Source organism: Klebsiella sp. 28, from assembly GCF_018223905.1.
Lineage (GTDB): Bacteria > Pseudomonadota > Gammaproteobacteria > Enterobacterales > Enterobacteriaceae > Klebsiella > Klebsiella pneumoniae.
This window is the reverse complement of the sequence record NZ_JAGRQY010000125.1, coordinates 22,764-35,056: the sequence shown is the minus strand read 5'-3', so window position 1 is coordinate 35,056 and position 12,293 is coordinate 22,764. Positions and strand designations below refer to the sequence as shown.

10 protein-coding genes are annotated in these 12,293 nt (G+C 60.0%); 6 read left to right on the top strand and 4 right to left on the bottom strand.

Features of this window, described 5'->3' with window-relative positions:
* Positions 1-5 precede the first annotated feature (5 nt).
* The 4 genes from purC to ypfH all read left to right on the top strand — a co-directional run bounded on the left by purC (position 6) and on the right by ypfH (position 4,499).
* Positions 6-719 carry a phosphoribosylaminoimidazolesuccinocarboxamide synthase gene (gene purC, locus KHQ28_RS20635; protein ID WP_002913801.1) on the top strand — a complete coding sequence of 238 codons (714 nt, stop codon included), beginning with the start codon at positions 6-8 and terminating at the stop codon, positions 717-719.
* A 119-nt stretch (positions 720-838) separates the two neighbouring features.
* On the top strand, positions 839-1,714 hold the full coding sequence (locus tag KHQ28_RS20630; RefSeq protein WP_002913800.1) for a neutral zinc metallopeptidase: 876 nt from the start codon (positions 839-841) through the stop codon (positions 1,712-1,714).
* Between the two features lie 9 nt (positions 1,715-1,723).
* Positions 1,724-3,727 (top strand): tRNA(Met) cytidine acetyltransferase TmcA, encoded by a 2,004-nt coding sequence (locus tag KHQ28_RS20625; protein ID WP_032418565.1) that lies wholly within the window; start codon positions 1,724-1,726, stop codon positions 3,725-3,727.
* Between the two features lie 76 nt (positions 3,728-3,803).
* Positions 3,804-4,499: an esterase gene (gene ypfH, locus KHQ28_RS20620; RefSeq protein WP_002913770.1), complete on the top strand. Its 696-nt coding sequence runs from the start codon at positions 3,804-3,806 to the stop codon at positions 4,497-4,499.
* 48 nt (positions 4,500-4,547) lie between these two features.
* On the opposite strand, the gene KHQ28_RS20615 is transcribed toward ypfH, so the two are convergent.
* Genes KHQ28_RS20615 through KHQ28_RS20605 form a run of 3 tightly spaced genes read right to left on the bottom strand, consistent with a single transcriptional unit; the run spans position 4,548 to position 6,262 of the window.
* Complete coding sequence (locus KHQ28_RS20615) at positions 4,548-4,751, bottom strand: YpfN family protein (protein WP_002913768.1); 204 nt, start codon at positions 4,749-4,751, stop codon at positions 4,548-4,550.
* A gap of 26 nt (positions 4,752-4,777) precedes the next feature.
* Complete coding sequence (dapE, locus tag KHQ28_RS20610) at positions 4,778-5,905, bottom strand: succinyl-diaminopimelate desuccinylase (protein WP_002913766.1); 1,128 nt, start codon at positions 5,903-5,905, stop codon at positions 4,778-4,780.
* Between the two features lie 3 nt (positions 5,906-5,908).
* Positions 5,909-6,262, bottom strand: coding sequence for an ArsC family reductase (locus KHQ28_RS20605; RefSeq protein WP_002913764.1), 354 nt, complete (start codon positions 6,260-6,262; stop codon positions 5,909-5,911).
* A gap of 365 nt (positions 6,263-6,627) precedes the next feature.
* Here KHQ28_RS20605 and ypfM point away from each other — a divergent pair, with 365 nt between their 5' ends.
* Positions 6,628-6,687, top strand: a complete 60-nt coding sequence (ypfM, locus tag KHQ28_RS20600; protein ID WP_100181659.1) for a protein YpfM — start codon at positions 6,628-6,630, stop codon at positions 6,685-6,687.
* Positions 6,688-6,814: 127 nt separating this feature from the next.
* On the opposite strand, the gene acrD is transcribed toward ypfM, so the two are convergent.
* The gene (gene acrD, locus KHQ28_RS20595; protein WP_032418566.1) at positions 6,815-9,928 is read right to left on the bottom strand and encodes a multidrug efflux RND transporter permease AcrD; all 3,114 of its coding nucleotides are present in this window, start codon (positions 9,926-9,928) and stop codon (positions 6,815-6,817) included.
* A 372-nt stretch (positions 9,929-10,300) separates the two neighbouring features.
* Between acrD and aegA the strand changes: the two genes are divergently transcribed.
* Positions 10,301-12,283 (top strand): formate-dependent uric acid utilization protein AegA, encoded by a 1,983-nt coding sequence (gene aegA, locus KHQ28_RS20590; protein WP_004145639.1) that lies wholly within the window; start codon positions 10,301-10,303, stop codon positions 12,281-12,283.
* The last annotated feature ends 10 nt before the right edge of the window (positions 12,284-12,293 follow it).

Sequence of the window (12,293 nt, the reverse complement as noted above, 5' to 3'; positions counted from 1 at the left end):
GAAAGATGAAAAAGCAAGCTGAGTTGTATCGTGGTAAGGCGAAGACAGTATACAGCACCGATAATCCGGACCTGCTGGTACTGGAATTCCGTAACGATACGTCAGCAGGTGATGGCGCGCGCATCGAGCAGTTCGATCGTAAAGGCATGGTGAACAACAAATTCAACCATTTCATTATGAGTAAACTGGCAGAAGCGGGCATCCCTACCCAGATGGAAGCGCTGCTCTCCGATACCGAATGTCTGGTGAAAAAACTGGATATGGTGCCGGTAGAGTGCGTGGTGCGTAACCGTGCGGCAGGCTCGCTGGTAAAACGTTTAGGCATTGAAGAAGGTATCGAGCTGAATCCGCCGCTGTTCGACCTGTTCCTGAAAAACGATGCTATGCACGATCCGATGGTCAACGACTCCTACTGCGAAACCTTCGGCTGGGTGAGTAAAGAGAATCTGGCGCGGATGCGCGAGCTGACCTACAAAGCCAACGACGTGCTGAAAAAACTGTTCGATGACGCCGGTCTGATTCTGGTGGACTTTAAGCTGGAGTTTGGTCTGTTCAAAGGCGAAGTGGTACTGGGCGACGAGTTTTCGCCGGACGGCAGCCGCCTGTGGGATAAAAACACCCTCGATAAAATGGACAAAGACCGCTTCCGCCAGAGCCTTGGCGGCCTGATCGAAGCCTACGAAGAAGTGGCTCACCGCCTGGGCGTTAAGCTCGACTAACCCGCCCGCCGCCAGAAGATGGCCTCATCTTCTGGCGTCTCTTGCTGTTTCCTGTGGTAATCCTGCGCTGAACCGCCTACGATCTCTGCTATTGATACATAACAGGGAATGAGGTGCTTATGCGCTGGCAAGGGCGTCGCGAAAGCGACAATGTTGAAGATCGACGTGGACAATCAGGCTCGCCGTTTGGCGGCGGCGGGGGCGGCGGCTTCCGTCTGCCGAGCGGGAAGGGCGGCATTGTACTGCTGATTATTGTGCTGGTGGCGGGCTACTACGGCGTGGATTTGACCGGCATGTTGACCGGCGAACCGATGCCGCAGCAGCAGACCTCCACGCAGCGCTCCATCAGTCCGAAAGACGATGAAGCGGCGAAGTTTACTTCCGTCATTCTGGCTACCACCGAAGATACCTGGGGGCCGATCTTTGAAAAGATGGGCCGCCAGTACCCGCAGCCAAAGCTGGTGCTCTACCGCGGCGCGACCCGTACCGGCTGCGGCACCGGTCAGTCGGTGATGGGCCCCTTCTATTGTCCTGCCGACAGTACGGTCTATATCGACCTGTCATTCTACGATGAGATGAAAAATAAACTGGGCGCCGACGGCGACTTTGCCCAGGGGTACGTCATTGCTCATGAAGTGGGTCATCACGTACAAAAACTGCTGGGCATTGAGCCGAAGGTCCGCCAGCAACAGCAGCATGCCACGCAGGCCGAAGCCAACCGCCTGTCGGTTAAGATGGAGCTGCAGGCAGACTGCTTCGCCGGCGTCTGGGGTCATAATATGCAGCAGCAGGATATTCTGGAAACTGGCGATCTGCAGGAGGCGCTGAACGCCGCCGAGGCCATCGGCGACGATCGTCTACAGCAGCAGAGCCAGGGACGCGTGGTGCCGGACAGTTTTACCCACGGCACCTCGAAACAGCGCTACACCTGGTTCAAACGCGGTTTCGATAGCGGCGATCCGGCGCAGTGCAATACCTTCGGCAGCGCGCTGTAATCGTCCCCCATGATGGACGCGCTGCTTAACCTCACCGCGCAAATGGCGCGGGAGGGGATCCGTCGCCTGCTGGTGCTCAGCGGCGATGAGAGCTGGACGCTGCAGCAGGCGCAGGCGCTACGGGAGAGGCTCGGCGGCGATGGCCTGTGGGTTGGCCCCGAGCCGGGTTCTGCGCCCTGCGTGGCGCCCGGCGCGCTGAAAACGCTGCTGGGGCGGGAAGTGATGCACGCCTTTTTCGATGCCCGGCGCGGGTTTGATGTGGCCGCCATGGCGGCCCTGAGCGGCACGCTGCGGGCGGGAAGCTGGCTGGTGCTGCTGACGCCCCCCTTCGCCGACTGGCCGACCCGGGCGGATGAGGACTCTCTGCGCTGGAGCGATACGCCTGACCCTATCGTTACCCCTAACTTTGTTCACCGCTGCTGTCGGCAGTTTATCGCCGATCCGGAGGTGTTGCTCTGGCGGCAGTCGGACCGGCCACGTTTCCCGCTGGCCGCCCCGCGTCCAGACTGGCATCCCGCCGATGGCCGCCCGCAGGCCGAGCAGGCGGCAATCCTTGAGCAACTGATACGCCTGCCGCCCGGTATCGCGGCGGTGACGGCGGAGCGTGGACGGGGGAAGTCCGCGCTGGCGGGCATGCTCCTGCGCCAGCTTGGGGGCGAGGCCATCGTCACCGCCCCAACGCGTAGCGCTGTCGAGGTGCTGGCCAGCTTTGCCGGGGAGACGTTGCGCTTTATGGCGCCCGATGCGCTGCTGGCGTCGAAAGAAAAGGCGGCGTGGCTGATAGTCGATGAGGCCGCGGCTATCCCGGCTCCGCTTCTCCGGCAACTGGTGAGCCGTTTTCCCCGCACGCTACTCACCACGACGGTGCAAGGGTACGAGGGCACCGGTCGCGGGTTCCTGCTGAAATTTTGCGCCAGTCTGCCCCATCTGCAATCGTTCACCCTGAGCGCCCCGATCCGCTGGGCGGCGGGCTGTCCGCTGGAGTCAGCCATCAGTCAGTTGCTTATCTTTAACGATGAGGCATTTCGCGACGCGCCGATGGCGGAGCTAGCCCTGGAGGCGGTCAATCAGTCCTGCTGGCAAACGCAGCCCGCGCTACCGGAGGCGATGTACCAGCTATTATCCGGGGCGCATTACCGAACTTCCCCGCTCGATCTGCGGCGCATGATGGATGCTCCGGGCCAGGCTTTCCGCTGCGCTCGCGCCGGCGGCGCGGTGGCGGGCGCCCTGTGGCTGGTGGCCGAGGGGGGACTTTCTCGCGAACTGAGCCGGGCGGTATGGGCGGGTTTTCGCCGGCCGCGCGGGAATCTGGTCGCCCAGTCGCTGGCGGCGCACGGCGGCAGTCCCCTGGCGGCGACGCTGCGCGGGCTGCGGGTCAGTCGGATCGCTGTCCATCCCTCCCGCCAGCGGGAAGGCCTGGGGCGGAAGATGATCGCCGATATCGCCGCCGATGCCGCTGGCTATGACTATCTCTCCGTCAGCTTCGGCTATACCGCTGAGCTGTGGCGCTTCTGGCAACGCTGCGGGTTTACCCTCGTACGGCTGGGTACCCATCGCGAGGCCAGCAGCGGCTGCTATACGGCGATGGCCCTCTATCCGTTGACCGCGGCAGGGCGCCAGCTGGCGCAGCGGGAGGCGCAGCGGCTGCAGCGCGATGAATACTGGCTTCGCCCGTGGCGAGAGGAATCCGCGCCGCTGCCGGCCGTCGCAGACGCTATGCTTAGTGATGAGGACTGGCTGGAAGCGGCGAGCTTTGCCTTCGCCCACCGCCCGCTGGCCGCGGCGCTGGGCTGCCTCAACCGCCTACTGATGCAGGCCGACATGCCGTTGCCGGCCCTGCGGGGACGACTGCAGGGCAAAGAGGAGGCCGCACTCTGCGCCGTGCTGCAGCTGACGGGGCGAAAAGCCTTGCAGGCGAGATGGCGTCGGGAGGCCGCTGACGCCTTGCGCTTCCTTGATGCAGCGCGCGCTGATGCGCTGCGTCAGCAGGTGGCGCATCTGCAATTTTTTTAACTAACTCATTCAGTTAAATGGCATGGTCATATCTGGCGAGCGGCGTACACTGCCCGCAAACACTAAGGAGACAGCCATGAAACACGATCATTTTATTGTTCAAAGTCCTGCGACGCCTGCGCAACAGCTGTTGCTGCTGTTTCATGGCGTAGGGGATAACCCGGTCTCCATGGGGCAAATCGGCAGCTGGTTCGCGCCGCAGTTTCCTGATGCGCTGATCGTCAGCATTGGCGGGGTGGAACCTTGCGGCCCCAACGGTCGGCAGTGGTTTTCGCTGCAGGGGGTGACGGAAGAGAATCGTCAGCAGCGCATCGACGCCATTATGCCGACCTTTATTGAAATTGTACGCTACTGGCAGGAAAAGAGCGGCGTCAGTCCACTGGCCACCGCGCTGATCGGTTTCTCTCAGGGGGCGATTATGTCGCTGGAGAGTATCAAAGCGGCGCCGGATCTGGCTTCGCGGGTCATCGCCTTTAATGGCCGCTATGCGACGCTGCCGGAGACGGCAACGACGGCCACCACCATTCACCTGATCCACGGTGGTGAAGATCGGGTTATCGACCTGGCGTGGGCGGTGTCGGCCGAGGAGGCGTTACAGCAGGCGGGCGGCGACGTGACCTTAGATATTGTCGACGATCTCGGGCATGCCATTGACGATCGCAGTATGCAGTTGGCGATCGAGCGTCTGCGTTATACCGTGCCGAAGCACTATTTTGATGAGGCGCTGAGCGGCAGTACGCCAAAAGGGGATGATATCATCGAAATGCTGTAACCCCGGTGAGCGGGGTTACAGGCGGGCGGTACCGCGATAAAGGCAAACTTACGGTTTCTTCGACTGGTCGTGCTTCGGCCAGTCGTCGTCATCGTCCCATTTATCGTTAAAATCACGGTGCGGCGGCAGATCGGGTTTGTTGTTGAGGAATTTTTTGTGGTCAACGCGATTCAGATCTTTAATCACGTTGATAATTACCCCCACCAAAAAGACCAGCACCAGAATCCACCAGTGTTTAATAAGCCATTCCATGCGCGCTTCCTCTTTACGTCAATTCGTCAGGCGACCAGCTGTTCCATGACGCGTTGATACATCCGCGCCAGCAGCTGCAGGTCGGCGGCGTTCACACATTCATTAATTTTGTGAATCGTTGCGTTTACGGGGCCCAGCTCAACCACCTGCGCCCCCATGCGCGCGATAAACCGTCCGTCTGAGGTGCCGCCGTTGGTTAACAGCTGCGGTTTGATCTCATTATAGTGCTCAATCGCGTTGACGACCGCATCCACCAGCTTGCCCCGTCCGGTGAGGAACGGCTGGCCGGAGAGCCACCACTCCACGCTGTAACGCAGCTGGTATTTTTCCAGCAGGGCGATCACCCGGGATTTGATCATCTCGTCCGTCAGCTCCGTACTGAAGCGGAAGTTGAACTGGACGAACATATCGCCGGGGATCACGTTATTGCTGCCGGTGCCGGACTGCACGTTGGCGATCTGCATGCTGGTCGGCGGGAAGAACTCATTGCCTTTATCCCACTCGATATTGACCAGTTCCGCCAGCATCGGCGCCGCGCGGTGGACAGGGTTATCGGCAAGGTGCGGATAGGCGACATGCCCCTGCACGCCGTGAATAGTCAGGTTGCAGGTCAGCGAGCCGCGGCGGCCGTTTTTCACCACATCGCCGACCACTTCGGTACTGGAAGGTTCGCCGACCAGACAATAGTCCAGACGCTCGTTACGCGCCATCAGCGTCTCCACCACTTTGACGGTGCCGTTTTTGGCGCTGGCCTCTTCATCAGAGGTGATCAAAAACGCCAGTCGGCCCCTGTGGTTCGGGTACTGCGCGACAAAACGCTCTGCGGCAACCACCATCGCCGCCAGCGAGCCTTTCATATCCGCCGCTCCGCGGCCAAACAGCATCCCGTCGCGGATGGTCGGTTCGAACGGGGGATTGATCCAGCGATCGGCGTCGCCTGCCGGGACTACGTCGGTGTGGCCGGCGAAGGCCAGCGTCTCGCCGTGGCCGCGCCAGGCCCAGAAATTCTGCGTATCGCCGAAATCCATCGGTTCAACGGTAAAGCCGATCGCACGCAGGCGTTCAATCATTAACGCCTGGCATCCCGCATCATCGGGGCTAAGGGAAGGGCGGCGAATAAGCTGCTGAGCCAGCTCAATGACCGGGCAAGACATAGACTATACCTCGTTAAACTGCTGATAACTTGCTTCACTAAAACCCAGCAGCATAGGACGACCGGGCGCGCAGAGCAATGGGCGTTTGATAATTGCCGGCATTTCCAGCATCAATGCGGCAGCGGCGTCGGCATTATCGATGCTATTGCGCAGCGACTCGTCGAGTTTGCGCCAGGTGGTGCCACGGGTGTTCAGCAGCGCCTGCCAGCCCAGCTCGGCAATAAAGGTATCCAGTTGCGCGCGCTCAAGGCCATCGGCGCGGTAATCATGGAAGCGATACTCAATCTGATGCGCTTCCAGCCAGCGGCGGGCTTTTTTAATGGTATCGCAGTTTTTAATTCCGTACATGGTGAGCATAGATAAACCTTTTACATTCAATTAAGCGGTTAACTCAGATATTTCCGAATATATAAGTCTTACTGAAATAATACGTGATTCAGATGAATAAATATAACTTTTTACCGGGGATCTCATTCGATATATCGGGTGGTTAAATGTTGGCCACCTGTGGGCATGATGTGAGGGCTTTAACATTATTGCAAAAATGTTGTCTGAGGTTGCTCTACGTCACATTATGTTTACATACGAAGCGGCATAGTAGCGACAACCAGAGGTTTTATCTCTGTCAGCGGTCCATAAGACAATCAGAGCAATAGGGGAGCACAACTTCCCATCGGTAATGAAGTTATATAGAATCGACCATAATAATAAGAGAGGCTATTATGATTGAACATGAACTGGGGAACTGGAAAGACTTTATTGAAGGCATGCTTCGTAAATAAATTTCCGCAATGTGAGCAGGGGAATAACGCGAAGTAAATAAGCGCGCTAGGGTTCTGAACACATAAAGAAGGCGACCACCGTGGTCGCCTTTTCTGTTATTACGCCTCGCCGCCGAAGCTCGTCGGTTTATTGCGGACGCTCCTTTAGCGGAAAACGGCGACGCACCAGCACAAAGAACAGCGGCACGAAAAAGATCGCCAGCACGGTGGCGGAGATCATCCCGCCCATCACTCCGGTGCCGACCGCATGCTGGCTGCCGGAACCGGCGCCGGTGCTGGTCGCCATCGGCAGCACGCCGAAGATGAACGCCAGCGAGGTCATCAGGATGGGGCGCAGGCGCTGACGGCAAGCCGACAGCGTGGCGCTGAGCAGATCCTGGCCCTTCTCGTTGAGCTCATTGGCGAACTCGACGATCAGAATGGCGTTTTTCGCCGACAGGCCGATCACCGTCAACAGACCCACCTGGAAGTACACGTCATTCTCCAGCCCGCGCATCCAGGTCGCCAGCAGGGCGCCAATCACCCCCAGCGGCACCACCAGCATCACCGAGAACGGCACTGACCAGCTCTCGTACAGCGCCGCCAGGCACAGGAACACCACCAGCAGAGAAATCGCGTACAGGGCCGGCGCCTGAGCGCCAGAGAGGCGTTCCTGGTAGGACATGGCGGTCCATTCGAGGCCAAAGCCGGTGGGTAACTGCGCGGCCAGCTTCTCCATCATGTCCATCGCGGTACCGGTACTGATACCCGGCGCCGCCTCACCGACGATCTCCACCGCTGAGTAGCCATTGTAGCGCTCCAGCCGCGGCGAGCCGGTCTCCCAGCGCGAGGTGGCGAAGGCCGAGAATGGCACCATCGTACCGCTGCTGTTGCGCACGTACCAAAGATTGATATCGTCAGGCAGCATCCGGTATTTCGCCGCCGCCTGGACGTAGACTTTCTTTACCCGGCCGCGATCCATAAAGTCGTTGACGTAGCTCGACCCCCATGCGGTTTGCAGCGTATCGTTGATGTCGTCAATGGAGACGCCAAGCGCCTGCGCTTTACGCTGATCGATATCGACCTGCAGCTGCGGGCTGTCATCGAGCCCGTTATGCCGGACGCGGGTCAACAGCGGATTTTTCCCGGCCAGCTCAAGTAGCGTATCGCGCGCCGCCATCAGCGCATCGTGCCCCTTCCCGGCATGATCCTCCAGCTCCATATCGAAGCCTGCCGAACTGCCGAGGCCGCTGATCGCCGGCGGGCTGCTGGCGATAACCCGCGCTTCGTTAATCTGATTAAACGCTTTGGTGGCGCGTTCAATAATGGCAAAGGAGGTGCCGGTTTGCGGGTCGCGCTGGTCCCAGTCTTTGAGACGAACGAACATACGGGCCACGTTCTGCCCATTGCCGCCGGGGCCGGAGCCAACGGTAGCGAACACCGACTCGACGTTCTTCTTCTCGTTATTGAGGAAGTAATCTTCCGCCTTCTGCACCACCTTCAGCGTCTGCTGCTGGGTGCTGCCGCTCGGCAACTGGACCGAGGTGGTGAACATCCCGCGATCCTCCAGCGGCAGGAACGAGGTCGGCAAATGCAGAAACAGGAACACCATCCCGCCGAGCAGGAGGACGTAGATCAGCATCCAGCGCAGCGAGCGGTGCAGGATTTTGCCGACGAAGGTTTCGTAGCGGCTGGCGCTGCGGTTGAAGGTGCGGTTGAACCAGCCGAAGAAGCCTGTTCTTTCATGGGATTCACCTGGCTTAACCGGCTTAAGCAGCGTGGCGCAAAGGGCAGGGGTGAGGATCATGGCCACCAGCACCGAGAGGACCATCGCCGCGACGATAGTGATTGAGAACTGGCGATAGATGGCGCCGGTGGTGCCGCCGAAGAAGGCCATCGGCACAAATACCGCCGACAGAACCATCGCGATCCCTACCAGCGCGCCCTGAATTTGTCCCATCGATTTGCGGGTCGCCTCGCGTGGCGACAGGCCCTCCTCGCTCATGATGCGCTCGACGTTCTCCACCACCACGATGGCGTCATCCACCAGCAGGCCGATCGCCAACACCATCGCGAACATCGTCAGGGTGTTGATGCTGTAGCCACAGGCATACAGCACCGCGAAAGTGCCCATCAGCACCACCGGCACGGCGATGGTCGGGATCAGGGTGGCGCGGAAGTTCTGCAGGAACAGATACATCACGAGGAAGACCAGCAGGATCGCCTCCAGCAGGGTTTTCACCACGTCGGTGATGGAAGCCTTCACGAAGGAGGTGGTCTCGTAGGCGACCTTATATTCCAGACCGTGGGGGAAAAACTGCGCCAGCTCATTGAGGCGATTGATCACGCGCTCCGCGGTGGCCATTTCGTTGGCGCCGGAAGCCAGCTTGATCCCGAGGCCTGAGGCCGGCTGGCGGTTGTAGCGGCTAAGATAGTCGTACTTCTCCGCCCCCATCTCGACGGTGGCGACATCGCCCAGCGTCACCTCTGAACCATCCTGATTGACGCGCAGAGTGATATTGCGGAACTGCTCCGGGGTTTGCAGCAGAGATTGCGAGTTGATGGTGGCGTTCAGCGCTTGCTTATCGACCGAAGGCGTCCCGCCAAGCTGGCCGACGGCAATCTGGGCGTTCTGCGAACTGATGGCGTCGGTAACATCCTTGGTGGTCATCTGGTAGCTGTTGAGCTTCGCCGGGTCGAGCCAGATGCGCATTGAGTATTGCGAACCGTAGGCGTCGATATCCCCCACGCCGTTGACGCGGCTGAGCGGGTCCTGGATGTTACTGGCGACGTAGTCGGCGATATCTTGTTTATCCATACTGCCGTCAGTGGAGACGAAGGCGAGCGTCAGGATATTGGTATCACCGGTCTTGCGCACCGTCACCCCCTGGTTTTGCACCGCCTGCGGCAGCTTACGCATCGCCGACTGTAGCTGGTTCTGAACCTGCTGCACGGCTTCATCCGGGTCGGTACCGGCGGTAAAGCTGAGGGTGATCGTCGCCTGGCCGGTGGCGCTGCTCTGGGAGGACATATACATCAGGTTATCGAGGCCGGTCATATTCTGTTCGATAACCTGAGTGACGGTATTCTCCAGGGTTTGCGCGGAGGCGCCGGGATAGTTGGCGGTGATCCGCACATTCGGCGGGGCGAGGTCGGGATACTGTTCAACCGGCAGCGACAAAATGGCAAGGGTGCCCGTCAGGCATAACAGGATTGCCAGCACCCATGCAAAAATGGGGCGATCGATAAAGAAATTCGCCATCAGAATAAAAACCTCATATGCACATTTTCTTGTTATTGCACAGCCTGTGCCACTTTAGCGCCAGCCTCTCCGGCAATCGTGGAGAAATTAAGGAGATAGTGTAATTTATCATGTTGCTTTTGCCGTATCGTAAAGAAACCTCGAACTTTCCTGCCAGCAGGTAGCGAGTCTGCTTCGTCACCGCAGACCGGCGCATTATCCCTTGCCGGTGTGAAACCTCATTTCATTTAAGTCAAAAAAATTGATCCAAAACGGATTCTCTCCAGAAAAAGTTTATCCTGGGCAATTGGACATTGTTCCGGCGTCATCTTGTCGGGTAATAAATAGGCATGCGCATTGAGGGGTTATTCACCAAGAAGACAAAAGGAAGCCATGAACCACTTTATTTTGAGCGATAGCCGAAAGTGCATCGGCTGCCAGGCCTGCGAAGTGGCCTGCGTGATGGCGCATAACGAGGAGCAACACGTGCTGACCCCGCAGCGCTTTTTGCCACGTATCACCGTGATCAAAGCGGAGGGCCAGCGTAACGCCATCACCTGCCGCCACTGCGAGGACGCCCCCTGCGTCCGCAGTTGTCCCAACGACGCCATCGCCCAGTCCGGCGACAGCGTTCAGGTCCGTCAGGAGAAATGCATTGGCTGTAAATCCTGCATGGTGGCCTGCCCGTTCGGGGTGATGCAGGTGGTGGTGACGCCGCAGGCCGCAGGCCTGGTGAAAGCCAGCGCGCACAAGTGCGATCTATGCCAGGGCCGCGAGGCGGGGCCGGCCTGTGTGGAAAACTGTCCCGCGCAGGCGCTGACCCTCGCCGACGATGAGACGTTGATCACCCTGGCGAAGCAGCGGCGACTGCGCTCGGCATGCCAGGAGGTACAGCCGTGGCAGCGCGCTACGCCGCTCTGCAGCCAGCCCAATGCTGGCGCGAAGGTCAGGCAAATGGCGATGACGCCCCCGCGCGGGGAGCCGGATAAGCTGGCGGCGGAGGTGCGTAAGAGCCACTTTGAGGAGATCTATCAGCCGTTCACCCCGCAGCAGGCGCAGCAGCAGGCCGCCCGCTGTCTCACGTGTGGGGAGCACAGTATTTGCGAATGGACCTGCCCGCTGCATAACCATATCCCGCAGTGGATCGAGCTGGTTAAAGCGGGGAATATCGCCGCCGCGGTCGCGCTTTCCCATCAGACCAACTGCCTGCCGGAGATCACCGGCCGCGTCTGTCCCCAGGACCGGCTGTGTGAAGGCGCCTGCACCCTGCGCGATGAAAGCGGGGCAGTCACCATCGGCAATATTGAGCGCTATATTTCCGACCAGGCGCTGGCCAGCGGCTGGCGTCCGGACCTTTCGCAGGTTAAGCCGAGCGGCAAGCGGGTGGCGATTATCGGCGCCGGGCCTGCCGGGCTGGCCTGCGCCGATATGCTGGTGCGCCACGGCGTCCAGCCGGTGGTCTTCGACCGTCATCCGGAGATTGGCGGTCTGCTGACCTTCGGCATTCCGGCGTTCAAGCTGGATAAATCGCTATTGGCCCGGCGGCGGGCGATCTTCAGCGAGATGGGTATCCGCTTTGAGCTCAATTGCGAGGTGGGGAAAGATATCTCCATGGCGACACTGCTGGCCGATTATGACGCAGTGTTCGTCGGCGCCGGAACCTATCGCTCCATGAAGGCGGGGCTGCCGAACGAAGAGGCCCCCGGGGTCTACGATGCGCTGCCGTTCCTCATCGCCAACACCAAACAGGTGATGGGGCTGGCGGCATCGGCGCAAGAGCCTTATGTCAACACCGCCGGGCTGAACGTGGTGGTGCTGGGCGGCGGCGATACGGCGATGGACTGCGTGCGCACCGCGCTGCGCCACGGTGCCCGCCAGGTGACCTGCGCCTATCGGCGAGATGAAGCCAACATGCCGGGCTCGAAAAAAGAGGTCAAAAACGCCCGCGAAGAGGGGGCGCTCTTTGAGTTTAACGTCCAGCCGGTGACGCTTGAGCTGGACGAGAACGGGCGGGTTAACGGGGTACGCTTTTTGCGCACCGAGCTGGGCGCTCCGGACGCCGGGGGAAGACGCCGTCCGACGCCGATCCCCGGCAGCGAGTTTGTTATGCCGGCAGATGCGGTGATCATGGCCTTTGGCTTCCACCCGCACCGCATGCCCTGGCTGGAAGCGGCGGGGGTGGCGCTGGACAGTCAGGGGCGTATTAAAGCCGGAGTGGAGAGCCGTTACCGTTATCAGACCAGTCAGGAGAAGATCTTTGCCGGCGGCGATGCCGTGCGCGGCGCAGACCTTGTAGTGACGGCGATGGCGGAAGGCCGTCACGCGGCGCAGGGGATCCTGGACTATCTGGCGCGGAAAACGACGCCGCTTCACTGACGACAAACCC

Bases quoted from the DNA above. Each gene is read 5' to 3' on its own strand.
- purC (WP_002913801.1), top strand. From the start codon at position 6: ATGAAAAAGCAAGCTGAGTTGTATCGTGGTAAGGCGAAGACAGTATAC.
- KHQ28_RS20630 (WP_002913800.1), top strand. From the start codon at position 839: ATGCGCTGGCAAGGGCGTCGCGAAAGCGACAATGTTGAAGATCGACGT.
- KHQ28_RS20625 (WP_032418565.1), top strand. From the start codon at position 1,724: ATGATGGACGCGCTGCTTAACCTCACCGCGCAAATGGCGCGGGAGGGG.
- ypfH (WP_002913770.1), top strand. From the start codon at position 3,804: ATGAAACACGATCATTTTATTGTTCAAAGTCCTGCGACGCCTGCGCAA.
- KHQ28_RS20615 (WP_002913768.1), bottom strand. From the start codon at position 4,751: ATGGAATGGCTTATTAAACACTGGTGGATTCTGGTGCTGGTCTTTTTG.
- dapE (WP_002913766.1), bottom strand. From the start codon at position 5,905: ATGTCTTGCCCGGTCATTGAGCTGGCTCAGCAGCTTATTCGCCGCCCT.
- KHQ28_RS20605 (WP_002913764.1), bottom strand. From the start codon at position 6,262: ATGCTCACCATGTACGGAATTAAAAACTGCGATACCATTAAAAAAGCC.
- acrD (WP_032418566.1), bottom strand. From the start codon at position 9,928: ATGGCGAATTTCTTTATCGATCGCCCCATTTTTGCATGGGTGCTGGCA.
- aegA (WP_004145639.1), top strand. From the start codon at position 10,301: ATGAACCACTTTATTTTGAGCGATAGCCGAAAGTGCATCGGCTGCCAG.